The 23,597-nt window shown below is 66.6% G+C and carries 20 protein-coding genes; 2 read left to right on the plus strand and 18 right to left on the minus strand.

Annotated features, from left to right (window positions below):
- Nucleotides 1-46: 46 nt before the first annotated feature.
- The 6 genes from APS40_RS04265 to APS40_RS04290 form a co-directional block, all read right to left on the minus strand.
- Nucleotides 47-871, minus strand: coding sequence for a carbohydrate ABC transporter permease (locus APS40_RS04265; RefSeq protein ID WP_055045887.1), 825 nt, complete (start codon nucleotides 869-871; stop codon nucleotides 47-49).
- Nucleotides 864-1,766: a carbohydrate ABC transporter permease gene (locus APS40_RS04270; RefSeq protein WP_197279432.1), complete on the minus strand. Its 903-nt coding sequence runs from the start codon at nucleotides 1,764-1,766 to the stop codon at nucleotides 864-866. The genes APS40_RS04265 and APS40_RS04270 overlap by 8 nt, the downstream gene beginning before the upstream one ends.
- A complete protein-coding gene (locus APS40_RS04275; protein WP_055045888.1) occupies nucleotides 1,766-2,641 on the minus strand; it encodes an amidohydrolase family protein in 876 nt (291 codons plus the stop codon). Before APS40_RS04275 ends, APS40_RS04270 begins: the two co-directional genes overlap by 1 nt.
- 78 nt (nucleotides 2,642-2,719) lie before the next feature.
- Nucleotides 2,720-3,952, minus strand: coding sequence for an ABC transporter substrate-binding protein (locus APS40_RS04280; RefSeq protein WP_082434178.1), 1,233 nt, complete (start codon nucleotides 3,950-3,952; stop codon nucleotides 2,720-2,722).
- Nucleotides 3,953-4,029: 77 nt separating this feature from the next.
- On the minus strand, nucleotides 4,030-4,962 hold the full coding sequence (locus APS40_RS04285; protein ID WP_055045890.1) for a carbohydrate kinase family protein: 933 nt from the start codon (nucleotides 4,960-4,962) through the stop codon (nucleotides 4,030-4,032).
- Complete coding sequence (locus APS40_RS04290) at nucleotides 4,962-6,314, minus strand: family 4 glycosyl hydrolase (protein ID WP_055045891.1); 1,353 nt, start codon at nucleotides 6,312-6,314, stop codon at nucleotides 4,962-4,964. The genes APS40_RS04285 and APS40_RS04290 overlap by 1 nt, the downstream gene beginning before the upstream one ends.
- A 135-nt stretch (nucleotides 6,315-6,449) precedes the next feature.
- Here APS40_RS04290 and APS40_RS04295 point away from each other — a divergent pair, with 135 nt between their 5' ends.
- Nucleotides 6,450-7,211, plus strand: a complete 762-nt coding sequence (locus APS40_RS04295; RefSeq protein WP_055045892.1) for a GntR family transcriptional regulator — start codon at nucleotides 6,450-6,452, stop codon at nucleotides 7,209-7,211.
- Between the two features lie 140 nt (nucleotides 7,212-7,351).
- Here APS40_RS04295 and APS40_RS04300 read toward each other — a convergent pair whose 3' ends face one another.
- The 6 genes from APS40_RS04300 to APS40_RS04325 all read right to left on the minus strand — a co-directional run bounded on the left by APS40_RS04300 (nucleotide 7,352) and on the right by APS40_RS04325 (nucleotide 14,060).
- Nucleotides 7,352-8,029 carry a hypothetical protein gene (locus APS40_RS04300; RefSeq protein ID WP_055045893.1) on the minus strand — a complete coding sequence of 226 codons (678 nt, stop codon included), beginning with the start codon at nucleotides 8,027-8,029 and terminating at the stop codon, nucleotides 7,352-7,354.
- Between the two features lie 2 nt (nucleotides 8,030-8,031).
- On the minus strand, nucleotides 8,032-8,889 hold the full coding sequence (locus tag APS40_RS04305) for a carbohydrate ABC transporter permease (protein WP_055045894.1): 858 nt from the start codon (nucleotides 8,887-8,889) through the stop codon (nucleotides 8,032-8,034).
- Nucleotides 8,879-9,805 (minus strand): carbohydrate ABC transporter permease, encoded by a 927-nt coding sequence (locus APS40_RS04310; protein ID WP_055045895.1) that lies wholly within the window; start codon nucleotides 9,803-9,805, stop codon nucleotides 8,879-8,881. The genes APS40_RS04305 and APS40_RS04310 overlap by 11 nt, the downstream gene beginning before the upstream one ends.
- Before the next feature lie 263 nt (nucleotides 9,806-10,068).
- Nucleotides 10,069-11,319 carry an ABC transporter substrate-binding protein gene (locus APS40_RS04315; protein ID WP_055045896.1) on the minus strand — a complete coding sequence of 417 codons (1,251 nt, stop codon included), beginning with the start codon at nucleotides 11,317-11,319 and terminating at the stop codon, nucleotides 10,069-10,071.
- A 35-nt stretch (nucleotides 11,320-11,354) separates the two neighbouring features.
- Nucleotides 11,355-12,965, minus strand: a complete 1,611-nt coding sequence (locus APS40_RS04320; RefSeq protein ID WP_055045897.1) for an FAD-dependent oxidoreductase — start codon at nucleotides 12,963-12,965, stop codon at nucleotides 11,355-11,357.
- Nucleotides 12,966-13,019: 54 nt separating this feature from the next.
- Entirely contained in the window at nucleotides 13,020-14,060 is a 1,041-nt protein-coding gene (locus tag APS40_RS04325) for a LacI family DNA-binding transcriptional regulator (protein ID WP_156343083.1), read from the minus strand.
- A gap of 260 nt (nucleotides 14,061-14,320) precedes the next feature.
- On the opposite strand from APS40_RS04325, the gene APS40_RS04330 reads away from it, so the two are divergent.
- Entirely contained in the window at nucleotides 14,321-15,310 is a 990-nt protein-coding gene (locus tag APS40_RS04330; RefSeq protein WP_055045899.1) for an aldo/keto reductase, read from the plus strand.
- A gap of 198 nt (nucleotides 15,311-15,508) precedes the next feature.
- On the opposite strand, the gene APS40_RS04335 is transcribed toward APS40_RS04330, so the two are convergent.
- From APS40_RS04335 to APS40_RS04360, 6 genes are read right to left on the minus strand one after another with little or no spacing between them, the layout of a single operon-like run.
- Nucleotides 15,509-16,750 (minus strand): ROK family transcriptional regulator, encoded by a 1,242-nt coding sequence (locus APS40_RS04335; protein WP_055045900.1) that lies wholly within the window; start codon nucleotides 16,748-16,750, stop codon nucleotides 15,509-15,511.
- Between the two features lie 8 nt (nucleotides 16,751-16,758).
- On the minus strand, nucleotides 16,759-17,625 hold the full coding sequence (locus APS40_RS04340; protein WP_055045901.1) for an NAD(P)-dependent oxidoreductase: 867 nt from the start codon (nucleotides 17,623-17,625) through the stop codon (nucleotides 16,759-16,761).
- An 11-nt stretch (nucleotides 17,626-17,636) separates the two neighbouring features.
- Nucleotides 17,637-19,331: an ABC transporter ATP-binding protein gene (locus APS40_RS04345; RefSeq protein ID WP_055045902.1), complete on the minus strand. Its 1,695-nt coding sequence runs from the start codon at nucleotides 19,329-19,331 to the stop codon at nucleotides 17,637-17,639.
- Nucleotides 19,321-20,478: an ABC transporter permease gene (locus APS40_RS04350; RefSeq protein ID WP_055045903.1), complete on the minus strand. Its 1,158-nt coding sequence runs from the start codon at nucleotides 20,476-20,478 to the stop codon at nucleotides 19,321-19,323. Before APS40_RS04350 ends, APS40_RS04345 begins: the two co-directional genes overlap by 11 nt.
- Complete coding sequence (locus APS40_RS04355) at nucleotides 20,475-21,464, minus strand: ABC transporter permease (protein ID WP_055045904.1); 990 nt, start codon at nucleotides 21,462-21,464, stop codon at nucleotides 20,475-20,477. The genes APS40_RS04350 and APS40_RS04355 overlap by 4 nt, the downstream gene beginning before the upstream one ends.
- A gap of 4 nt (nucleotides 21,465-21,468) precedes the next feature.
- Nucleotides 21,469-23,577, minus strand: a complete 2,109-nt coding sequence (locus APS40_RS04360) for an alpha-amylase family protein (protein WP_055045905.1) — start codon at nucleotides 23,575-23,577, stop codon at nucleotides 21,469-21,471.
- Nucleotides 23,578-23,597 lie beyond the last annotated feature (20 nt).

Consider the following 23,597-nt stretch of genomic DNA (forward strand, 5'->3'; position numbering starts at 1 on the left):
TCCCATTTTGGGAACAAGAAGATTCCCATTCTGGGAGCTGCTCCCCTCACCGCCCGCCGAACGCTCCCGTGGTCAGCCCCGCGATGAACGCGCGGTTGCCGAACACGAACACCAACAGCACCGGCACGATGGCGATGACGCTGCCGGTCATCAGCAGCGGCCAATCGGTATTGTACTGGCCCTGCAGCGTCGCCAGCGCCACGATCGCCACCTGCATGTCGGGCTTGGTGGTGGTGATCAGCGGCCAGAGGAAATTGTTCCACTGCGCGACGAAGGTGAAGATGGCGAGCGCCCCGAGCGCAGGCTTGGCCAGCGGCAGGACGATGGTGAGGTAGATCTGGGCATGCGAAGCGCCGTCGATCCGCGCCGCTTCCATCAGCTCCGCCGGGATCGACTTCAGGTACTGGCGCAACAGGAACGTGCCGAAGCTCGAGAACGCATAGGGCAGGATCAGCCCCTGGTAGGTATCGATCCAGCCCAGCGTCTTGATCATGATGAAATTGGGGATCAGCGTCACCTGCGAGGGCACCATCAGCGCCGCGAGGTAGATGAGGAACAGCGCTTCGCGGCCGCGGAACCGCAGGCAGGCGAAGGCATAGGCAGCCATCGAGCAGGTGATGAGCTGCAGCAGCGTCACCAGCACCGAAACCACGAGGCTGTTGGCCATGGCCCGCCCGAACGGGATGGTGGTGAAGATGCGCCGGTAATTGTCCACCTGCGGGTCGGCGGTGAACAAGGTCGGCGGGAACTGGAACACCTCGGCCGCCGGCTTGAACGAGGTGGCGATCATCCAGACGAACGGCCCGCTCATCAGCAGCGCGCCGATCAGCAACACCACGAACAGCACCCAGTCGGTGACGCTCTTACCCATAATGCACCCAGCGGCGCTGCAGCTTGTACTGCACCAGCGTGAAGGCCAGCACGATCAGGAACAGCACCATCGCCGCGGCGCTGGCGTATCCCATCTGATAGAACTGAAAGCCGTTCTGGTAGATGTAGTAGACCAGCGTGTTGGTGGCGTTGGCGGGGCCCGCCTTGGTCATCACCAGCACCAGTTCGAACACCTGGAAGCTGCCGATGATCGAGATCACCAGGACGAAGAAGGTGGTGGGCGAGAGCAGCGGCAGCGTGATGTGCCAGAACCGGTCCCAGCCGGTGGCGCCGTCGAGCGCGGCGGCGTCATGCACATCCTTGCCGATGTTCTGCAGGCCCGCGAGGAACAGCACCATCGCGTAGCCGAGGTTTTGCCAGATCGAGACGATGATGATGGCCGGCATGGCCCAGCGGGTCGAGCCCATCCATTTGGGCAGGTCGGTGACCCCGACGAGGCTCAGCCCGGCATTGATCAGCCCGAAATTGGAGTTGAACAGCCAGGCCCAGACCAGGGCCGCGGCAATGGTGCTGGTGACCACCGGCAGGAAATAGACCACGCGGAAGAAGGTCTGCCCCTTGAGGCCGCGGTTCAGCGCCAGCGCGCAGGCCAGCGCCAGGGCGATCTGCACCGGCACCGAGACGAGGACGAAATAGCCGGTATTGCCCAGCACCTTGGCGAAGATCTCGTCATGCGCCAGCGCAATGTAGTTGCCCAGGCCCACCCAGGTCACCTCGTTGAAGAGGTTCCACTGGGTGAACGAGATGAAGAAGGCCGAGATCACCGGAATGGCGGTGAAGATGGCGAACAGCACCAGGCTCGGCGCGAGGAACAGCCAGGCGGCCCGCTCCTCGGCGCGCGCGACCTTGGTCAGCTGCGGCCGCCTTCGAGCCACTATTTGTCGATCCCGTAGATATAGGCGGCGTTGCGATAGAAGATCCGGTCCTTGTCGTCGGCGCTCAGCCCCATGGTGTCGAAGGCCGCCTTCCAGCGCTCGATGTCGCCCTTCACCCGGCGCAGGTCCGAATCCGAACCGTAGACGAGCTTGCGCGGCGAGATTTCCTTGCCGATATAGCCGCCTTCGACGATGTGGTTATGCACCACGTCGCCGCCGCTGATGTCGAAATAGAGCCGCGGCCGCCAGCGCGCCACGGCGCTGGCGGTGCGGTAATCCGGCCAGCCCAGATGCGCCCCGATGATGAACAGTTCGGGGAAATAGAAGGCGATGGTGTCGAGATAGATCGGCTGCATGCGGGCGCTGGAATAGCCGTAGCGCTCGCGCTTCATGCCGCGCGACAGCCGGGTGACCAGCGCCTCCTCGTCGGCGCCTTCCGGGATGGCCTTCCAGGCATCCTCCTTGCCGCCTTCGAGATAGTCGACCGGGCCGCCCAGGATGCCGGTATGGAACAGGATGCGCAGCCCCCGCGCCTGCGCCGCCTCGTAGAACGGGTAATAGGCCGGGTCGTCATAGTTGCGCGACACACCCGAGATCTTGATGCCGTGAAATCCCCGCTGGTAGAAATCCTCGACCAGCGTCACCGGATCCTTGTCGAGTTCGAGCCGGCCGAGCGCGACGATCAGGTCGGGCCGCCGCTCAAGCGCGCCGGCCAGCGCGTCATTGCCGCGGCCGGGATTGGCGAGCAGCGCAACCTTCTCGATCCCCGCTTCCTCGCAGGTATCGGACAGCGCCTCGAGAAAGCCGATCTCGGCGCCGCGCGAGAACAGCTTGTCCCAGAAGCCGTAGTGAACGTGTGCATCGAAGACGCGCATGGGTCAGATCCAGTTTGCTTTTGAGAAGAGGCCGGGGCGCCTAATCGCGTCCCGGCCGGCAGAGTGGCCTGCCATGTGCTACTTGGCGAGTTCGGCGTTGACCTTGTCCTTGATGGCGCCCAGCGCGTCGGCCGCCGTGCTTTCGCCGTTCCACACCAGGTCCAGCGCCGGCTGGATATAGAGGTTGGAGAGATCGACGAAGCGCGGGAACTGCGGGAACTGCTCGCCCACCTCGGCTTCCCTGAGGAACACGTCGCCGAACGGCGCCTTGAACGCGGCCCGCACCGTCTCGTTGCCGGTCATCGCCGGCACCGCCGCCGCCTTGGCGCTGGCAAAGATCGACTGGCCCTCGGGCCCGGCGAGGTACTGGAGGAACGCCCAGGCAGCCTCAGGGTTCTTGCTGTTGGCGTTGATGGCGAAGCCGGCGCCACCGGTACGGTTGGAATGGATGCCGGTCGGCCCGGCCGGCAGGTTCGCCACCGCCCACTTGAACGGCACTTCGGCAAAGGTGCCGAGCCGCGAGGGGTTGGTGATCACCATCGCCGCCTGCCCGCTACTGAACAGCTGCGCGGTGCCACCGGCCTGTTCGGCCTCGAGGAAGTTCGGCATGACCTTATCCTTGTTGATCAGGTCGCCGATATACTGGATGGCCTCCACCGCCGCCGGCTCCGCCAACAGGAACGTCGTCGGCTTCAGCGGATCGTCAAACACCTTGCCGCCGTTCTGCTGTACCCAGGTCGCCCAGTCGTTGGACTCGAGCGCCAGGCCATAGCGGGTGATGCGGCCCCCCTCGGTGGTGGTCAGCTTGATCGCTGCATCGCGCAGATCCGCCCATTTCCAGTCGGCGTTCGGATAGGCGACGCCGGCGGCGTCGAAGGCGTCGGAATTGTAGTAGAGCGCGCTCGGCGCGCTGTCGCGCGGGATCGAATAGAGCTTGCCCTCGTAGCTGTGGGTGAGGAGCGAACTCGGCACATACTGATCGATCGGGAAGTTGCTTTGTTTGATCAGGTCGTCGAGCGGCGCCAGCGCACCACGAGCGGCATAGCTCGGCACATTGGTGATGAAGAACACGTCCGGGCCGGCGCCGGCGGCGAGCTGGGCGTCGAGCCGGGTGAAATAGCCCGACCAGGGCGCGTGCTGGATCTCGATCTTCACATCGGGATGCGCCGCCTGGTACTTCGAAACGATTTCCTCGAAGGGTGGCAGTTCCGGCGGGTCGCCCCAATATCCGAAAGTAATCGTCGACTGTGCGAGCGCAGGAGAAACCAACCCTAAAGCAGCGACGGCGTAGGCAAGCCACTTCTTAGCCATGACGGACTCCCTTGTCTGTGGTCTGTGCTTATTCTCTACAAATCCTATAGACAATCACTACTAAGATAGTGCCGAGCTTACGAGGCTGTTTCGAGAAACATCTTTCCCCTGCCCTGCTCCCCGGCGAATTTTTTGAGCGCGCTCAGCGTCGGCGCCGCCAATGCGCCGTAGTCGGTGACCGACAGCGAGCCGGCGAGCACGCCGAGCTCCGCTGCCTCCTCGGTGCACCGCCCCGAGCAGAGCCCATAGAGGAACCCGCCGTTGAAGGTATCGCCGGCCCCGGTGGTGTCCTTGACCGGCACCTGAGGCGCCGCAACCTTGATCCAGCGGCCGCAGTCTGCGACCAGCGCCCCGGCGGCACCGCGCTTGATGGCGACGATCGGCACCAGCTCGGACAGCTGTGCCGCGGCCTTTTTGGGATGCTGCATGCCGGTAAGCGCCATCGCCTCGTCCTCGTTGGGCGAAAACACGTCGAGCAGGCTCAGGAACTCGCGCACCCCGGGCGTCTCGAGGGTGAAGTCGCCGCCGCGGCAATCGGCAAACAGCTTGGCGCCGCCGGCCCTCGCCTCGCGCATGAAGGCCAGCCATTCCGGCTCGAAGCGGAAGGTCTGCAGCAGCCAGGTCGGTCTGACCCGCGCGAGCGTGCCGGCCGGCGGCGGCACGATGGCGCCGTCCCCATAGGTGAGGAAACCCCGGTCGCCACCGCTCGAAAACACCGAGGTGACGCGGCGCAGCGGCGTGTCGAGCCTGTTGAACAGCATCGGGCTCAATCCGTCGCGCGCTGCCTGTTCGAGCACCAGGCCGCTGAACAGGTCGGAACCGAAATCTGCCGCCCAGTGGGTATCGAGCCCCAGCCGGGTGAGCGCCAGGGCGATGTTGTAGGTGCCGCCGGGCAGCACCGCGAGGTCGCGCGCCACCAGTTCGGCCCCGAGCCTGGGCGGGCCCGGCAGATCGGCAAAGATCAGGTCGCAGTAATATTCGCCGGTGAGCAGCACGTCGCAGGAACGCATCACGACCACTTCCCGACATGGCCGGCATGAGCAGCGAGAAACTTGTCGACCAGCGGCTCGGCCCGCGAATAGGAGAGCACCAGCGGGTGCGCCACCAGCGCTTCCACTGCCAGGGCCCGGCTCCGCTCGGCCACCGCCTCGACCGTCAGGCGTTCGTAGTGCTTCACCGAGTTGACCAGGTACGCCTGCGCATCGGGCATGGCGCCGATCGGCTGCGGCCGGATGCCGTGATGGTCGACCACACAGCTGACCTCGACCACGTCGCTGTCGCGCAGGCCGGCGATGGCGCCCGCATTGGGCACGTTCAGCCCGGTGCGGATCGGCGTGCCGCCCTGCAGCGCCTCGATCAGGTCGAGCGCCACCCCGGCATAGCCTTCGCCGTCATGCGTATCGGCTTTGGCCGCCACCGGCTCGGCATCGTCATGCGTATGCTGCATGTAGCTCGCACTGCGCTCGCGCTCATAGGCGAAATAGATATCGAGCGCCTGTGCGGGGTCGGCTAGCAGCTCGGCTTGGCGCAAGCGTGGCAAGAGCTTCTGGTTGAGGGCGCGGATCTCCTCGCCGCGGGTCGGCCCGGCCGCGCCCGCCGCCACCGCCTCGTCGGCATAGTAGTAGTAATAGAGATACTCGTTGAGCCACATGCCGTGCCGGCGCACCACATGCGGCGCGAACACCCGCTGCACCGTGCCGGCGAGGAAATGGTCGTCGGCCAGCGCATCGGGCAGCACATCGCGCCCCGCCACTTCGGCGCGACGGGTGAACGACAGGTGATTGAGCCCGAATACCTCGGCCCGCACCGCCCGCTCGGGCAGCCGCAGCCACTTGGCGATGGCGCTCTGCGCGCCATTGGCGCTGTCGCAGATGCCGACGCTGCGCGTGTAGCCGGCGTCGCGCAGCGCCTGGGTGACCAGCCCCGCCGGGTTGGTGAAATTGAACAGCCAGGCGTCGGGGCTGACCCGACGCAGCGTTTCGGCATAGGCAAGGATGGTCGGGATGCTGCGCAGCGCCATGGCGAAACCGGCAGCCCCGGTGGTCTCCTGCCCCAGCACCCCATGCGACAGCGCAATGCGCTCGTCGGCGATACGCCCATCGATGCCGCCGGGGCGCACCGTGGTCACCACATAGCTGGCGCCGGCAAAGGCGGTTTCGGCATCGGTGGTGGTGGAAATCTCCACCGCGCCGCCGGCGCGCCGGGCCAGCTCGGTGGCGAGCGCGCCGATCAGCTCGAGCTGCGCCGCATCGACGTCCATCAGGCAGATCTCAGTGAGCCCGGTCCGAGCGGCGCGGCGCAGCGCCTGGTCGACGAATAGCGGGGCCCGCAGCCCTCCCCCTCCGACAACGACCAGCTTCACCCGGCGCCCCCTTCATTCCCACAACTGATCATATCCAGTCATAACAGGTAGGCAAGATGGAATCGTGCGGCTAAGTTTGATCGGCGGGCGCGGCGCCCGCTTCCAAAGCGCAATCAGTTCGGTTACCCCAAAGCCATGGCCAACGGCGTGACGCGCGACGATCCCCTACCGCTCTACAAGCAGGTCAAGGAACGCCTGCTGCGGGCGCTCGACGACGGCACCATTCCGCCCCGCGCCAAGCTCGCTTCGGAACGCGAACTGGTGGAGCTCTACGGCGTCAGCCGCATCACCATTCGCCAGGCCATGACCGAGCTGGTGCTCGAAGGGCACCTGCGCAGCCACCCCGGCAAGGGATTCTATCCCACCGGCCGCCCCAAGGGCGTCTATGAGCTCGAACTGCTGCGCAGCTTCACCGCCACCGCCGTGGCGCATGGCCGCCGGCCGGGCAGCCGGCTGTTGACCGCCGCCGAGCTCGAGCCGCCCGACGACGTGGCGCGGGCGCTGCAGCTCGGCCCGGGCGCCTTGGTGATCTCGCTCCGCCGCCTGCGCCTCATCGACGACCAGCCGGTCGCCATCGCGCATGACTGGATGCCCGCCGCGATCGTCCCCGGCATTCTCGAACTCGACTGGACCGCGGCGAACAGCTCGCTCTATGCCGAGCTCGCCGGGCGCTATGGCCTCAAGCCGCAGCGCGGCCACACCATCCTCTCGGCCCGGCTGGCCGACGACGAGGGAAGTCGCCTCCTTGAGCTGCCGCCCCCGGCGGCGGTGCTGGGGGTCGAGCAGATGGCCTTCGACGGCGACGAGCGCCCGCTCAACCTCACCCGCTCCACCCACCACCCCACCCGCTACCCGCTGCGCCTCGACCAGGATTCGCGCACCAGCCGCGCGCGATAGATTTCACCGGCGTCTCTTTGATCCTCCCCGCCACGCGGGGGGCCAGACTGTCACCCCTCCATCCGGCTCGGACATGAGGGGTACGCTCCCCCTCGCGGGAAGAGGACAGGGGTGGGGGCAGCCCGCACCGGCGGCAGCGGTCAGTTGAGCCGCCCCGCCGCCTCGACGATCGGCGCCACCGCGCGTCGCATGCCCTCCGGCTCCAGCCCCGTCACCACCACGCCCAGCAGCACCGCGCCGATGCCGGCCGCCTTGAGGCCGGCCATATCGGCGGCGGTGAAGCGCTTCTGGCTCGGGGCGATCACCGGCCGGCCCGACTGCGCGGCGATCTCGGCGAACCGGGCGAGGTCGGCGTCGTTCAGCGGCTGGCCGTATTCGGCAAAGCGCCCGATCGAGGCCTCGACCATGGCGCCGGGAATGGCGCGGATCGCCGCGATATCGGCCGCCCCACTCTCGCTGTCGAGCGCCAGGATCGGCTTCAGCCGCGATTGCAGCAGGTGCGGCTGCACATGCTTCAGATAGATGTTCCAGCCCTCGACGCCGTAATCGGCCAACGCCTGGAGTTCATCGAGGCTCGGCTGCGTTTCCTGCCCGCTCATGACCAACATGGGCTTGCCCAGCTTCGCCAGCGCTTCGATGAAGCCCCGCTCCTCGGCAAAGCTGCCGAAGGTGGTGCCGCTCGCCCGGTGATAGGCGTTGAGATGGAACTTCAGCCCGAACGCCCCGGCATCCACCGCCGCTTTCGCCAGCTCGAGATAATGCCGCCCCAGCGACACCAGCACCGGCAGCTCTCCGGCGCGCATTGCAGCTTCGATCATGGTCAGCCCTTCAAGCCCGTGTGAGCCAAACCCTCGATGAACTGGCGCTGGGCGAAGATGAACACCACCAGCACCGGCAGCGCCGTCAGCGTCGCGGCGGCGAGCTGGGTGTTCCACATCGGCCCCTGGTAGACGTCCACATACTGGGTCAGCGCCTGCGGCAGGGTGAAATTGGCGGGCGTGGTGAGAAACACGATGGGCTCGAGATAGAGGTTCCACGAGTGGAGGAAGGTGAAGATGGCGACCGCTGCCAGCGCCGGCTTCGCCAAGGGCAGCGCGATCTGCCAGAAGATGCCGAAGCGACTGAGCCCATCGACCTTCGCTGCCTCCTCGAGTTCCACCGGCAAGGCGATGAAGAACTGCCGCATCACGAAGGTGGCGAAGACGCTCGGCGCGCCGAAGATCGGCACCAGGATCAGCGGCCAGTGGGTGTTCACCAGCCCCCATTTGAGGAACATCTGGAACAGCGGGACGATGGTGACTTCCGAAGGGATCAGCAGCCCGAGCAGCACCACCATGAAGATGAGGTTGGCGCCGGGAAACTTGATCCGCGCAAAGGCGTAGCCGGCCAGCGACGACACCGCCATGGTGCCCACCGTGACGATCGCCGCGATGTAGCACGAGTTCCAGTATTGCTGCGCGAAAGGCTGCAGCTTGAACACCTCCGCGTAGGTCGACCAGTCGAAGCGCGACGGGATCAGCTCGGGCGGAAAGGCGAAGATGTCCGAGATCGGCTTCACCGAACTCGTCACCATCCACCAGGTCGGAAACACGAACGGGATGGCGAGGACGCAGAGGAGGCCATAGAGCGCGACGCGGGCGCGCGGCGACAGCTCGCTGCGGGGGGTCTCAGTTCTCATAGAAGACGATCCGTTTGCGCATCTGCCACTGCGCGAAGGTGAGCACCGCGACGATCAGGAAGAGCAGGATCGAGATCGTGGCACCGTAGCCGAAACGGTGAAACTGGAAAGCCTGCTGGTAGAGGTAGTAGACCAGCACCGTGGTCGACATGCCCGGCCCGCCCTGCGTCAGCACCGCGATCTGTGCGAATACCTGGAGCGAACCCACGATGGTGATGATCATGGTGAGGAGGATGGTGGGCGAGATCAGCGGCACGGTGATTGCGTGGAACTGCGTGAAGCGGCTGGCGCCATCGACCCGCGCAGCTTCGTAGAGCTCGCGCGGCACCCCCTGCAGCGCCGCGAGGAACAGCACCATGTTGAGCCCGACATTCTTGAACACCTGCACCACGATCACCGAGGCCATGGCGGTCGGCGGCGAGCGCAGCCAGTTGGGCCCACTGATGCCGATGAGCTGCAACAGCCCGTTGATGCCGCCATTGGCCTGTAGGAGGAAGCTCCAGACGATCGTCCAGGCGACCAGCGACACCACCACCGGCGAAAAGAAGATGGTGCGGAACACCGTGATGCCCCGAAGCTTCTGGTTGACGAGAATCGCCAGCAGCAGCGCCAGGGAGAGGTTGAACACCACCAGCCCGGCCGAAAAGATCGCCGTGGCGCCCAATACGTCGCCGAGCGCCGGATCGGCCGCGAGCTTCTGATAGTTCGCATCGCCGACGAAGCGGAACGTGCCGGCCAGCACGTTCCACTCATGCAGCGAGTACCAGATCACCAGTCCGAGCGGGATCAGCACGAACAGCACGATGCCGACGAGCTGGGGCGCGATGAACAGATAGCCCACCAGGCTGTCCCGCCGCTCCATGGTCCAGAACGGCCGCTTGCGCGATCGGTCAGCGGTGAGGGCGGCAGTGGGCATTGGGGGGAGTCCTGTGTGGGCAGCTGCAAAGTGTCGAGCAGGTCGATCAAGGCACTGGTCCCTTCTCCCCTCAGGGGAGAAGGTGGCGCGAAGCGCCGGTTGAGGGGTGAAGCGCCGCAACGTGCTGGCTTGTCCAGCATGCCGAGAGATCGCACCCCTCACCCAGCTTCGCTAACTCGCTGGCGCTCGCAAGCTTCGCTTCCCTCTCCCCTGAGGGGCGAGGGGAGGTGGGGAGAGAACCCGGCGCCTCTCCCCCAACCTCGTCACAGCATCGGCTGGATCCGGTCGCACACCGATTTCAGCACTGCCGGCACGTCGGCCTCCGGCACCCACAGCGCGTCGAGCGCGGCGCGGGCGGTCTGCTGGATTTCGGCGAAGCCGGCATGACCGGGCTTCACCTTGCCGGTGGAAATGCCCTTGATCACCACGTTTTCGATCTGGGTCGGCGAGAGCAGCGGATTGGCGGCGCCGAGCACGTCGGCGTTGAGCAGGCTCGAGCGCGGCGGCGGGAAGAAGGCCGCGAGTTTCCTGGCGTTGTCCGGGCTGGTGAAGAAGGCGAGGAAGTCGGCCGCCACCTGAGGGTTCTTGCCCGAGGCGAAGACGCCGATGCCGGCCTGCCCGATCACCGCATATTCCCCGGCCGGACCGGAGGGCAGCGGCACCAGGTCCCAGCTGAACGGGTTCTCCTTGGGCAAGAGCGAGGCACGCGAGATCTGCGTGATGGTCATCGCCGCGTCGCCGGCGAAGAAATCGGCGGTGATGCCCGGGCCGGGGATCGCCTTGTCGGTGAAGATCGCCTTGTGGATAAAGCTCATCGCATCGACCATCGGCTGATCGGTGAACGTGCAGGTCTTGCCGTCGGCGCTCCACGGCGAAGCGCCCCAGCCGTTCCAGATCGAGGCGAGGTTGTCCCACACCTTGTAGTCGAAATCGCGGACGATCAGCCCCTGCTTGCCGGCGGCGGCGACGGCGGTGTTGATCGCCTCGGCCTTGTCCCAGGTCCATTCGCCCTTGGCGATCAGTTCTGCCGGCGTCTCCTGCCCGGCGGCCTTGATCACGTCGTTGTTGACGAACACGCCGAAGGGCGAGGTGGAGAACGGATAGGCGTAGATCTCGCCATCGGCCGTCCACAGCGCCAGGGCGCTCTCGGTGACGTCTGCGAGGTTGTAGTCGGGCGCCGCCTCGAACGTCGCCTTGAGCGGCGCCAGCGCGCCCGAACTGACGAAATCGCCTGCCGTGGTCTCGAGAATCCAGGCGAGGTCGGGGGCGTTGCCGCCGGCGATCTGCGTGGTCAGCGTGGTGGTGTAGCCATCGAAGGGCAGCGAGTCGAAGCTCACCTTCACATCCGGATGCTGCGCCGTGTAGGCGGCGGCGATCTCGTTGAACAGTTTCAGGTGCGCTTCGTTGGCGCTCCAGATCGCCATGCGGATATCGGTGGCGAAGGCCGGCATGGCCGCCATCGGGATGGCGATGCCGGCGGCAAGCGCCGCCAGCTTCAGGTCGAACAGTTTCATGGTTTCCTCCTTTGTCGTCGTCTTCTGGTCGATGGTCAGTAGCCCCTGACGTCGGGCCAGCGGGTCTCGATGCCTTCGGCATAGAGCCGGGCCTGGAAGTCGGAGAGCAGTGCGTCGTCTGCCTGCACCTGGTGCGGCGTGACATCGTGGTTGAGGCAATAGGCCGTGAGCAGCCCCGCCACTTCGCCGATGTTCCACTCCACCGGATGCAGCCGGTAGCAGCCATTGGTGATGTGGGTGGTGCCGATGGTCTTGCCGGCCGGGATCAGGTTGCCGACCCGCTCCGGCAGCAACGCGCCGAGCGGAATCTCGAACGGGCACGAGGCCACGTCGATATAGTTGTCGCCGCCGGTCGAGGGGTGGAGGTCGATCCGGTACATGCCGATGCCGACACTGTCGCGATAGTTCACCGCGCCGCGCTCGCCGCGCACCTCATAGGAAAGATCCTGCTCGACGATGGTGGTCACCGCCCTGATGCGGCGGCTCTCGCGGATATAGGGCGCCATGGCGAGGCCATGGTTGGTGCCGGTGATGTCGCCGCGCAGCCGCAGGCCCGGGAACCCCTGCCCGCCATCTTCGCGCGGCGCCTCGGTCTGCAGCCAGTAGAACACGGAGTAGGCGAGATCGGCGGCGTCGCGGATCCGCTCATTGTACACCGCCTCCGGCACATCGATGATCGGGTGTTCGAAATAGTCGAGCATCGGCCAGTTCACGAGGCAGATGTCCGAGGCGTAGGCACCGGGAACGAAATTGCGCCGCGCCGCGATGCGCCTGAACGTCCAGAGGTTCCCGTCGCCGGGGTTCCTGCGCTGGTCGGCATCGACCAGCGTCGGGTCGTCGTCCGGGTTCGGGGTGAAGCTGCGCACCGTGGTTTCGAGGGTGCGCGGATGCGGCGCGACGAAGCCGATCAGCGGGCCGCCCCAGAAGCTCGGCGTATAGGCGCGCCACTTGTCGTAGTTGCGCGGCTTGTCGCCCACCTGGTTGCCGTCGACATGGTCGATGGCAAAGCAGATCGACACCGCCTGCGAGTTGGTCGGCTGCGCCTCTGATGGAGCCGACGGCTCGCCGGTGTCGCCCTGGCTCTCGAAGCCGGTGACATATTCGGTGCCGGTCATCGGGAGCAGGTCGCCGAGTTCGGTGGCCTCGATGATGTATTTGCCGGTGACGACGATCTCGTCGCCGCTGTCGCGATGCCTCAGCGTCACCGCCCGCACCCGGTCGCCATCGACGTCGGCGGCGATCGGCTTGTAGGGCTGCAGCACGGTGAGCTTGCCGCCGCCGCGATACGGCATCAGCATCGCTTCCATCACCGCCAGCCCGACGCGCGGCTCGTGGCAGAGCCGCGACACGAACCCGGCGCCGGGGTTGAGGTCGCCCCAGGCGCGGCTCTTCTCGGTGAGCGGGTAGTGGTCGCGGTAATATTGCCGGATGCCATCGCGCAGCGCCCGATAGGAGCGGGTGATGCCGAACTGCTCGACCCAGCTATGCTCGTCGGGCGGCACCGCCTGGCTGGTCATCTGCCCGCCCAGCCAGTCGAACTCCTCAGTCATCACCACGCTGCGGCCCGAGCGCAGGGCGCCGAGCGCCGCTGCCACGCCGCCGAGGCCGCCGCCGATGACCGCGATATCTGCCGAGTATTCTTTCACTTCAAATCCACTTGTCTTGTCGCGGCGAAGTCGGCTGAAAAGTCTCTCGACTTTTCAGTTCGCCGCCTGTGTCGGTTGAATGGGGCCGAGGGTTTCGCCCTCGATCGGTTCGCATGGGAGCACCACCTGCTCGCCCTTCGAGCCGGCTTCGATCCGCTCGCACAGCATCTGCGTGGCGCGCCGCGCCATTTCCTCGCGCGGCACCGAAAAGGTGGTGAAACGGGTGCCCGACTGCATTGGGCGAAGGTGGCTGCCGAGGACCACGATCGAGAGGTCCCCCGGCACCGCGAGGTTTTGCGAGCGCGCTGCCGCATCGACGATCACCGCGTCGGCCATTTCGGTGAAGAACACCACGGTCGCGCCCGAGGCCCGGATCGCCTCGAGCATCGGCAGCGCCCTGCCCCCGACCTCGGCGATGTGCAGCACCAGTTCGCCGTCGGTGACCTCAGAGGCAAAGCCGTTCCACCGGTCCACCGAGGATTCGGCGCCCTTGCTGGGGCCGACATAGGCGAGCCTGGTGTGCCCCTTGGCCTTGGCGCGGCGGACCATTTCGGCGGTGGCCGCGACGTAGTCGGCCCCGACATAGGGTACTGGCTCCCCCACGGGATCGCGGCGGCCGACGGCGACGAACGGGTAGTCGCCGGCCACCAGCCGCTTCAGCTCGGCGCGGTCGAACTCGCGCCCGAGGATGACGCAACCATCGGCCAGTCGCAGCCGGTTGTGCTCGTCGAAGATCTTGCGCTTGCCGCGATTGGCCGGCGCGCCGGTGAGCAGCAGCAGGTCATAGCCGAGCGCCTGCGCAGTCTCCTCGATGCCGAACAGGAACGGCGCGAAGAAATCAGCCTGGGCGCTCGGGAATGCCGGCTCGTAGGTGAAGACGCCGAGGATCCGGTTGAGCCCCTTGGCCATGCGCCGGGCGATGGGATCGGCGACATAGCCGGTCTCCCGGATCGCCTTCTGCACCCGCTCGCGCGTCTCATCGGGAATGCGGCCGGCGGCCGCCTTGGCGTCGTTCAGCACCAGCGACACCGTCGCCTGGCTCACCCCGGCGATCCGCGCGATATCGCGCTGCGTCAGCCGCCCACCCTTCGCCAAATCGGCCACTCCCTCGATTCCCATTGCTAATGCGTATTAGCTGCTAATGCGTATTAGCGAAGTTTTCGATCGGGAGTCAACCGCGTTCTCGCCAGCATTCCCTATGCTTGCTGTTGTCGGGACGCGTGGATGGCCCTATCCAGCCCAGAACCAGTCTCCGGCTTGCCGACGGGCCTCTGCGTTCTCCAGGTCGGTAGCGAGTTGACGAAGCGCCGATCTCTCAAGGATACGGACCGAGCCACCGGCAAGGAGAAGACAATATGCTGAAGCGCAAACTGGGTCAGGGTTTCGAGGTCTCGGCCCTCTCGCTGGGCGCCATGGGCTATGGCAATGCCCGCGACATCCCCGATCGCCCCCAGATGATCGCCCTGCTCCGCCAGGCCGTCGATCTCGGCATGGATTTCTTCGATACCGCCGAGGCTTACGGCCCATGGACCAATGAGCTGATGGTGGGCGAGGCCTTCGCCGGCATGCGCGACAAGGTGAAGCTTGCCACCAAGTTCGGCTGGGACATCGACCAGGTCACGGGTGAGCACCGCGGCGGCGTCAAAAGCCGTCCCGAACAGATCCGCAGCGCCGTCGAAGGCAGCCTCAAGCGGCTCGGCACCGACTATATCGATCTCTGCTACCAGCACCGCGTGGACCCCGAAGTGCCGATGGAAGAGGTGGCGGGCGTGGTGCAGCAGCTCATTGCTGAGGGCAAGGTGCTGCATTTCGGGCTTTCCGAAGCGGGCGCCGCCTCGATCCGCCGCGCCCATGCGGTGCAGCCGGTCACCGCGCTGCAGAGCGAATACTCGCTGTGGACGCGCGACCCGGAGGCGGAGATCCTCCCCACGCTCGAGGAACTGGGCATCGGCCTCGTGCCGTTCAGCCCGCTCGGCAAGGGCTTCCTCACCGGCACCATCACCCCCGACACCGAACTCGCCGCCGGCGATTTCCGCGCCCAGGTGCCGCGCTTTGCCGCCGAGGCGCGTGCCGCCAACCTCGCGCTCGTCGAGCTGATCCGCCGCGTCGGCGCCCGCCATGGCGCGAGCCCGGCCCAGGTGGCGCTCGCCTGGCTGCTGGCGCAGAAACCCTGGATCGTGCCGCTGTTCGGCACCCGCCGGCTCGAACGCTTCGAGGAGAATATCGGCGCACTGCAGCCTCAGCTGACCGCCGCCGACCTCGCGGAAATCGAAACCGCCGCCGCCGCCATCCAGATCCAGGGCGAGCGCTACCCCGAAGCCGTACTTAAGCGCTCGGGGCTATAAGGGTCGATTGACCCCGATCTTTCCGTGTTCCTCCCCCCGCGCGCGGGGAGGATCACCAGAGTGTGGTGCGCAAGGCCTTGTGCGATTGCCGGCCTTGACGGGGCAAGAGACGTTTGAAAGCGACTGGCTCGCTCGAAGAGGCGCTGCGCCACCACGCGGGCGGTCGGCTGTGCAAGTCTCGCCCGCCCCGGGCAAAGCTCACGTCGCCCGCACGCCCTTGCCCAGGTCCGACAGCGTCAGTTCGCGGCGGACTGCCTCCACCCCGAACAGCTCGGCGTGCAGCCGGTGCAGGGCTTCGCCCAGGGCGCCGATCAGCGTGGCGCGGTCGGCGAGCGCGCTGGCTTCGACCACCGGCGGCTCGCGCATCAGGCGGGGCAGCAGGCCGCGCACTCGCTCGACGATCTCGGGCCTGAGCCCGATACTGCCGCCCAGGACGATCAGGTCGGCATCGATCACCGCATGCACCGCGCCGATCGCCAGCGCCAGCAGCCGCGCCGTCTCGTCGATGGCGGCGACCGCTGCCGCCTCGCCGCGACCATAGGCGGCGAGGATTTCGGCTACCGCGAACCCGCTGCCGCCGCCATATCCCTCGTAGCGCCGCTGCAGCGCATCGACATTGGCCGCCGTCTCGAAGGTGCCCGACGCAAAGCCCGAAGGGTCGAACGGATTGCCGCCGAGCGGCAGGTAGGCGATTTCGCCGGCCGCGCCGCGCCCGCCGCGCAGCAGCTTGCCGTCGGCGACGATGCCCATGCCGACGCCGCGCCCGACGCCGAAATAGGCGAAGTTGCGGGCGCCGCGCGCCACCCCCTGCCACAGCTCGCCCAGCGCCGAAAGCTTGACGCCGTTCTCGATGCTCAAGGGCACGCCGATTTCGGAGCGCAGTTCCTCGACCACGTTGATATCGCCCAAGTGCGGAATGGAGGGGGCGATGTCGATATGTCCGGTCACCGGGTCCACCACCCCGGGGCTGCCGACCACCGCCACCTTCACCCGCTCGCGCGCCACCCCGAGCCGGTCGGTCAGCTCGCGATAGAGCACGCCGATCTGGCGCACCACGCTGGTGCCGCCGCGCGGATCGGTGCCTGCGCCGATCTCGCCCACCACATCGCCGCGGATATTGGCGAGCGCGATCTGCGCGATCTCGCCCTCGAGCCGGATGCCCAGCACATAGGCGGAGCCGGCCCTCAGCTCATAGGTGGGGGCGCTGCGACCGAGCTTGCCCTGCATCTTGCCCGAGACTTCCAGCCAGTCCTCGCGCTCGAGTTCGAGCACCACCTGCGTGGTGGTCTGGCGCGACAGCCCGGTGAGCTTGGCCAGCATGGCCCGTGAGGTCGGGCCATGCAGCAGGATGGTTTCCATGATGGCGCGAACCGACAGCTGCCGCGCCACCGGCGGCAGCTGGCTGGGTCGAACCGGGGCCTGGTCGCTGTCCGGGCTCACGGTGCCGGTCAGCGCTCCAGCCGGGCGAGGAGGCTCGAGGTATCCCAGCGCTTGCCGCCCATCGCCTGCACTTCGGCATAGAACTGATCGACCAGCGCGGTGAGTGGGAGCTTGGCGCCATTGCCACGTGCTTCATCGAGCACGATGCCGAGGTCCTTGCGCATCCAGTCGACGGCGAAGCCGAAATCGAACTTGCCGGCATTCATCGTCTTGTAGCGGTTTTCCATCTGCCAGGACTGCGCGGCGCCCTTCGAAATCACGTCGATCACCGCCTCGATATCCATGCCCGACTGCTTGCCGAAATGGATCGCCTCGGCGAGGCCCTGCACCACCCCGGCAATGCAGATCTGGTTCATCATCTTGGCGAGCTGGCCGGCGCCCGGTTCGCCGAGCAGCCGCGCCGCCTTGGCAAAGCTCATGATCACCGGCTGGGCGATGTCGAAGGTCGCCTGGTCGCCGCCGACCATCACCGTCAGCTGGCCGTTCTCGGCCCCCGCCTGGCCACCCGAGACCGGCGCGTCGAGAAAGCCGAAGCCGGCAGCGGTGGCCGCGGCATGGAGTTCGCGCGCGATGCCGGCCGACGCCGTGGTGTGGTCGACGAACACCGCACCCTTCGCCATTGTCTTGAACGCGCCATCGGCGCCCAGCGTCACCTCGCGCAGGTCGTTGTCGTTGCCGACACAGGCGAAGACGATGTCCTGGCCCTGGGCCGCCTCGGCCGGCGTCTTCGCCAGCTTGCCGCCCTGCTCCGACACCCACTTTTCGGCCTTGGCCGTGGTGCGGTTGTAGACGGTCACGTCGTGACCCTTGGCCTTAAGGTGCCGGGCCATCGGATAGCCCATGACGCCGAGCCCCAGGAAAGCTGCCTTGACCATGATATTCCTCTCTAGATGCTGGTTTCGGTGTAGCGCGCGCGCTGCTGCATGCGTGGCCGGCGCGGATCGGGATAGGGCACGGCGGAGATCAGTGCCTGCGTATACGGATGACTGGGCGCCGTACAGATGGTGTTGGCATCGCCGACCTCGACCACCCGGCCGCGCCGCATCACCGCGACGCGGTCGCAGAAATAGCGGATCACTCCGATATCGTGGCTGATGAAGATGAAGCTCAGCCCCAGCCGGGCCCTGAGTTCGATCAAGAGGTCGAGGATCTGGCTGCGGATCGAGACGTCGAGCGCCGAGGTCGGTTCGTCCGCGATCAGCACCTTGGGGTCGAGCGCCAGCGCCCGGGCAATGCCGATGCGCTGCCGCTGCCCGCCGGAAAAGGCGTGCGGATAACGATCCATCATCGCCGCATCGAGCCCGACCAGCTCGAGCAGCTGGCTCACTCGCGCGTTGAGGTCAGCGGTGGACCCGCGCCGGTTGATCAGCAGCGGCTCGCCGACGATCTGGCGCACCGTCATGCGCGGGTTGAGCGAGGCGAACGGATCCTGGAAGATGAAGCGGATCTCGCTGTAGAGGCTGCGCAGCCCGGCCTTGTCGAGCCCGCGCACCGCCACCGGCGGTACGCCGGGCGGCGAGTAGACCACTTCGCCATCGGTCGGCTCGACTGTCCTCAGGATCAGCCGGCCCAGGGTGGTCTTGCCCGACCCGCTTTCGCCGACGATCCCCAGCGTCTCGCCGGCCCTGAGCTCGAGACTCACGTCGTCGACCGCCCGCAGCGTGCCCTTGGCCTTGCCGCCGAACGCCCCGACGCCGAGCGGGTAGGTCTTGCCCAGGTTGCGCACCGTGAGGATCGGCCCCGTCCCGGCGACCGGCGCCGGCCGTTCCGCCGGCTGCTCGAGCTTCAGCGTGGCGGCCAGCAGCCGCTGCGTGTAGGGGTGGGTGGCGCCGTGGAAAATCCGGTCCACCGGCCCGGCTTCGACCACCTGCCCGCGATACATCACCGCCACGTCGTCGACCGTTTCGGCCACCACGCCCATGTCGTGGGTGATGAGGATCATCGCCATGCCGCGCTCGCGCTGGATGCGGCGAATCAGGTCGAGCACTTCGGCCTGCGTGGTGACGTCGAGCGCCGTGGTCGGCTCGTCCGCGATGAGCACCCGCGGGTTGCAGGCCAGCGCCATGGCGATCATGGCGCGCTGCCGCATGCCGCCCGAGAACTCGTAGGCATACCGGTCGATGGCCTGTTCCGGGTTGGGGATTTCCACCTGTTCGAGCAGTTCGATGGTGCGGGCCCGCGCTGCCTTGCGGTCGAGCTTCAGGTGCAGCTCCAGCACCTCCATCACCTGCGCGCCAATCGTATGCACCGGCGACAGCGAGCTCATCGGCTCCTGGAAGATCATCGAGATGTCGGCGCCGCGAATGGCGCGGATCGCCTCGCCGCGCCGCGGCAATTGCGCGATGTCGATGTTGCCGAGGCGGATCGCGCCGCCGGTGATCCGCCCGGGCGGATCGACCAGTTGCATCAGGGCGCGCGCAGTCACGGATTTGCCCGAGCCGCTCTCGCCGACAATGCCCAGAGTCCGCCCGGCCCTGAGATCGAAGCTGACATTGTCGACGGCGCGAAAACTGCCCTGACGCTGGGCGAAATCCACCGTGAGGTCGCGGACCGAGAGGACGATGTCGGGTTCAGTTGTCATAGGGGTCCGCCGCGTCTCGAAGGCCGTCGCCGAGGAAATTGAAACTCAGCACCGCCACCATCACGAACAGAGCCGGCCAGAACAGCAGCCAGGGGGCGCTGGTGATGGCGCGCAGGTTCTGCGCGTCCTGCAGCAAGACGCCCCAGCTCACCACCGGCGGCTTCAGGCCGATGCCGAGGAAGGACAGCGAGGTCTCGGCGATGATCATCGCCGGCACCGCCAGCGTCACCATGGCGAGGATGTGGCTGGTCATCGAAGGCAGCATCTGGCGGAAGATGATCCGCATCTCGCCGGCCCCGTCGAGCCGCGCCGCGGTGACGAAATCCTCGTTGCGCAGCGAGAAGAAGCGGCCGCGCACCTCGCGCGCCAGCGAAGTCCAGCCGAGCAGCGAGACGATGGCGGTGACGGTGAAATAGACCTCGATTGGCCCCCAGCTCAGCGGGATCGCCGCCGCCAGCCCCATCCATAGCGGGATGGTGGGCATGGCGCTGATCACCTCGATCAGCCGCTGGATGACGCTGTCGAGCCAGCCGCCGTAATAGCCGGAAATGCCGCCGAAGAAGACGCCGAGCAACAGCGAGATCACCACCCCGACCAGCCCGATCGACATCGAGATGCGGGTGCCGTGGATCAGCCGGCTCAGCACGTCGCGCCCCAGCCGGTCGCTGCCCAGCAGGTATACCACTTCCTTGGGGTCGGTGGCCCCGATCAGGTGGATATCGGCATCGATCAGCCCGAACAGCTTGTAGGGCTGCCCGCTGACGAACAGCCCGAGCGGAATGATCTTGTCGGGGTTGGCGGTAAAACTCCGCCGCATCGCCTCGGTGTCGACGGTGATGTCATAGCCTGAAGCATGGAAGTTGAAGGCCCAACCGCCATCGGGGGTCGGCGCGAACAGGTTGATGCCCTGCGGCGGCGCATAGGTATATTGCGGCCGGGTCGTTTCCGGGCTGTAGGGCGCGAGGAACTCGGCAAAGATGCCGGTCAGATAGAGCAGCACCACGACTATCAGCGACACCACCGCCAGCTTGTGGCGGCTGAAGCGCCAGGCCATCAGCCGCCATTGGCTGGCGGTCGCCGCGGCGCTGCCCGACCGCGCCAGCACCGGCTGCGGCAGATCGGTTTCCGATTGGGACAGCTCGCTCATTGCTGGTACCTGACGCGCGGATCGAGCACGGCGAGCAGGATGTCCGAGATCAGCATGCCGATCAGCGTCAACACGCTCATGATCAGGATGAAGGCGCCCGCCAGATACATGTCCTGGCTGACCAGCGCGCGCAGCAGCAGCGGGCCGGCCATCGGCAGGTTGAGGACGATCGCCGTGATGGTGACGCCGGAGATCAGCGAAGGCAGCACCCAGCCGATGGTCGAGACGAACGGGTTGAGCGCGAGGCGCACCGGGTAGCGCATGATCAGGGTGAACTCCGACAGCCCCTTGGCGCGGGCAGTGACGACATAGGGTTTACTGAGCTCATCGGAGAGATTGGCGCGCATCACCCGGATCAGCGCCGCGGTCGAAGAGATGGCGATCACCACCACCGGGATCCACAGGTGGTGCAGCAGGTCGATGAACTTGCCCAGGCTCCACGGCGCCTGCTCATATTCGGGCGAGAACAGCCCGCCGACATTGAGCCCGAACCAGGTGAAGCTCACATACATCAGCCCCAGCGCCAGGATGAAGGTCGGTACCGCCAGCCCGACAAAGCCCAAAAAGGTGAAGACATAATCGCCGATCGAATAGCGGCGCACCGCCGAGTAGATGCCGATCGGAATCGCCAGCGCCCAGATCAGCACGAGGCTCAGCGCCGAGACGAAAATCGTCACCCCCATGCGGTCCCACAGCAGCCGGCTCACCGGCTGGCCCCAGTCGAACGACCAGCCGAAATCGCCGCGCAGGATGATGTTGGAGATCCAGTTCCAGTACTGCACGTAGAACGGCTGATCGAGCCCGTAGAGCGCGGTCAGCCGGTCGATCGAGGCCCGGTCGAGCGACTGTCCGGAATCGGCGATCGCCGAGGTCAGCGAGGTCAGGAAATCACCCGGCGGCAGCTGGATGATCAGGAACGACACCAGCGACATGCCGAACAGCGTAGGGATCATGTAGAGGAGGCGCTTGAGGATATAGAGCAGCATCGCGTCAGGGCCCGAACTCGACCAGCACCACCTCGTTGGTGTGGATCTCGGGCAGGTCGACATGCAGCCGCCCGGCCTGGAGGCTGGTGGCCGGCACCAGCCCCGACACCAGCAGCCGCGCCGTGGCCGTCGTGGCGCCCGGCGGCAGGGCGACGGACACCGACTGGCCGCGCAGCGGAATGGTTTCGCGGATCGAGCCCTTCATCATCATCGGGTTGGTGAGGTTTACGAGGTGCACGGAAAACTGCCCCGCTCCCTCGCGCGTGGCAATGTCGACGACGCCGGGGCCGGCCGATTGCACCCGCGCCGCAGCACCCAGCGCCCAGCGGAAGGCATTGTCGAGCAGCCGCGCATGGTCGGCATTGGTCACTTCCCAGAAGATCTCGCCGACATTCCAGGGGAAGTAGACCACCCGGCCCTTGCCCATCCTGCGGGCCAGGACCGCCGGTTCACGGGCCGGCTCGCGTGCGTATATTTCCTCCATCGGCAGGTCGGGGAAATGCGGCACGAAGCGGAATGGCACCTCCGCCTCCCCCTCGAGCCGGAGCGGAATGCGACGAGTGCCGCCCATGATGCGGCTGGCGCCGTCAAACCCCTGGAGGATCGGGTGTTCGGTGCCATCGAGCGCGATATAGGTGTTCTTGACCGGCCCCTCGGTCGGCCCGGCAACGCTGGCGCCGAACAGGCGCGACAGCCCGAAATCGGCGCGCTGCACCCCGTGCTCGTCATAGAGCGAGGTTTCGAAGCTGGTGACCAGCCCGCCGCCGCGCTCGACATAGCGGGTGAGCATGTCGCACTGCCCCTCCGACAGGAATGCCGCATTGGCGACGGCGATCAGCCGGTAGCGATCGAGCGCTTCGTCGGTCATCACCAGGTCGGAGAGCAGGTCGAACGGCATCCGCGCCTCGACCAGCGCATGGTAGAAGCCGAGCTCGTGCCCCTCGGCATTGTCGCGGTCGTCCGAATGCCAGGTCCTGAGCGTTGTGCTGGGGTCGAGCAGCGCGATCTCGGCGGTCGGCTTGAGCTTTGACAGCACCGGCTCGAGCTCGGCATGCAGCCCATAGGTCTCGACGATCGGCGGCAGCCAGCGGTTGTCGTGCACTTTGGCGTTGAACTTGGTGAACCAGGGCCTGAGCCCATGCGCCATGCCGTCGATCATCCACATGCGGATTTCCTCGGGCGATTGCACGGAATCCTTCCAGCGCCATTTCTCTTCCACCGAGGTCGAGGTGACCAGCCCGATCGGCTTGTCGCCCATCACCCCGCGCATGCGCTTGCCGTCGCGCCCGGCCGACCAGATCGGCACCACTCCGGTGCGCCCCTGGTGGTCGACGAACAGGATCGGGCAATAGCGCTTCACCTCGTCCAACGCGAAGTCGAGCATCGACGAGTTGCCGATATTGGGGATGAAGCGGCCATGCGGACGCTCCGAGGCGACGATGCCGTTCCAGTGTCCGACCAGCTCGGTCAGCACGTCGCGCGACCAGCCCAGCCAGGCCTGCCAGGTCGGATCGAACGGGTCGCGCCGGCGCGGTAGCTCGCGGCCGGTCTTTGCCCGGAAATCGGTGCTGCAATGGGCGCAGTAGCAGACGCCATGGCCCGACCAGCGGTTGGCGAAGATGGCGTCGATATCGTAGCCGGCGGCGATCTCGCGGATCACCTCGCTCATGAAGTCGCGATTATAGCCGCCCCAGGCGCAGGTGACATAGGCTTCGGGGAACGACCAGTGCTTGCGGAGTTCCCCTTCGGCGGTGACCGAAATCCATTCGGGATGCGCCGCCGCCACGTCGGCATGCACGGCATGCGGGTCGACACGGGCCACCACATGCATGTTGCGCTGCCGCGCGCCTTTCACCAGGTCGCCGAACGGATCGCTGTCGCCGATAAAGCGGCTGACATAGTGCAGCGGGATCTTGCTCGGGTAATAGGCGACATAGCCCCCGGCCGACAGGCAGGTGGCGTTCGACTGCGTCTCGTCGAACACCCCGAGCCAGAAATCGAGGTCGTAACTCCCCGGGTCGTCCTCGACCAGGGTGAGCTGCGTCCAGCGCGTCGCGCCTTCATACCAGGTAGGTGACCTGAGGCCACGCAGGGCCTCGGTTGTGCTGTTCATCGCTGATTCCGGTAGATCGT

The organism is Devosia sp. A16, from assembly GCF_001402915.1.
GTDB lineage: Bacteria > Pseudomonadota > Alphaproteobacteria > Rhizobiales > Devosiaceae > Devosia_A.

Bases quoted from the DNA above. Each gene is read 5' to 3' on its own strand.
- APS40_RS04265 (WP_055045887.1), bottom strand. From the start codon at position 871: ATGGGTAAGAGCGTCACCGACTGGGTGCTGTTCGTGGTGTTGCTGATC.
- APS40_RS04275 (WP_055045888.1), bottom strand. From the start codon at position 2,641: ATGCGCGTCTTCGATGCACACGTTCACTACGGCTTCTGGGACAAGCTG.
- APS40_RS04280 (WP_082434178.1), bottom strand. From the start codon at position 3,952: ATGGCTAAGAAGTGGCTTGCCTACGCCGTCGCTGCTTTAGGGTTGGTT.
- APS40_RS04285 (WP_055045890.1), bottom strand. From the start codon at position 4,962: ATGCGTTCCTGCGACGTGCTGCTCACCGGCGAATATTACTGCGACCTG.
- APS40_RS04295 (WP_055045892.1), top strand. From the start codon at position 6,450: ATGGCCAACGGCGTGACGCGCGACGATCCCCTACCGCTCTACAAGCAG.
- APS40_RS04300 (WP_055045893.1), bottom strand. From the start codon at position 8,029: ATGATCGAAGCTGCAATGCGCGCCGGAGAGCTGCCGGTGCTGGTGTCG.
- APS40_RS04305 (WP_055045894.1), bottom strand. From the start codon at position 8,889: ATGAGAACTGAGACCCCCCGCAGCGAGCTGTCGCCGCGCGCCCGCGTC.
- APS40_RS04310 (WP_055045895.1), bottom strand. From the start codon at position 9,805: ATGCCCACTGCCGCCCTCACCGCTGACCGATCGCGCAAGCGGCCGTTC.
- APS40_RS04315 (WP_055045896.1), bottom strand. From the start codon at position 11,319: ATGAAACTGTTCGACCTGAAGCTGGCGGCGCTTGCCGCCGGCATCGCC.
- APS40_RS04330 (WP_055045899.1), top strand. From the start codon at position 14,321: ATGCTGAAGCGCAAACTGGGTCAGGGTTTCGAGGTCTCGGCCCTCTCG.
- APS40_RS04340 (WP_055045901.1), bottom strand. From the start codon at position 17,625: ATGGTCAAGGCAGCTTTCCTGGGGCTCGGCGTCATGGGCTATCCGATG.
- APS40_RS04345 (WP_055045902.1), bottom strand. From the start codon at position 19,331: ATGACAACTGAACCCGACATCGTCCTCTCGGTCCGCGACCTCACGGTG.
- APS40_RS04350 (WP_055045903.1), bottom strand. From the start codon at position 20,478: ATGAGCGAGCTGTCCCAATCGGAAACCGATCTGCCGCAGCCGGTGCTG.
- APS40_RS04355 (WP_055045904.1), bottom strand. From the start codon at position 21,464: ATGCTGCTCTATATCCTCAAGCGCCTCCTCTACATGATCCCTACGCTG.
- APS40_RS04360 (WP_055045905.1), bottom strand. From the start codon at position 23,577: ATGAACAGCACAACCGAGGCCCTGCGTGGCCTCAGGTCACCTACCTGG.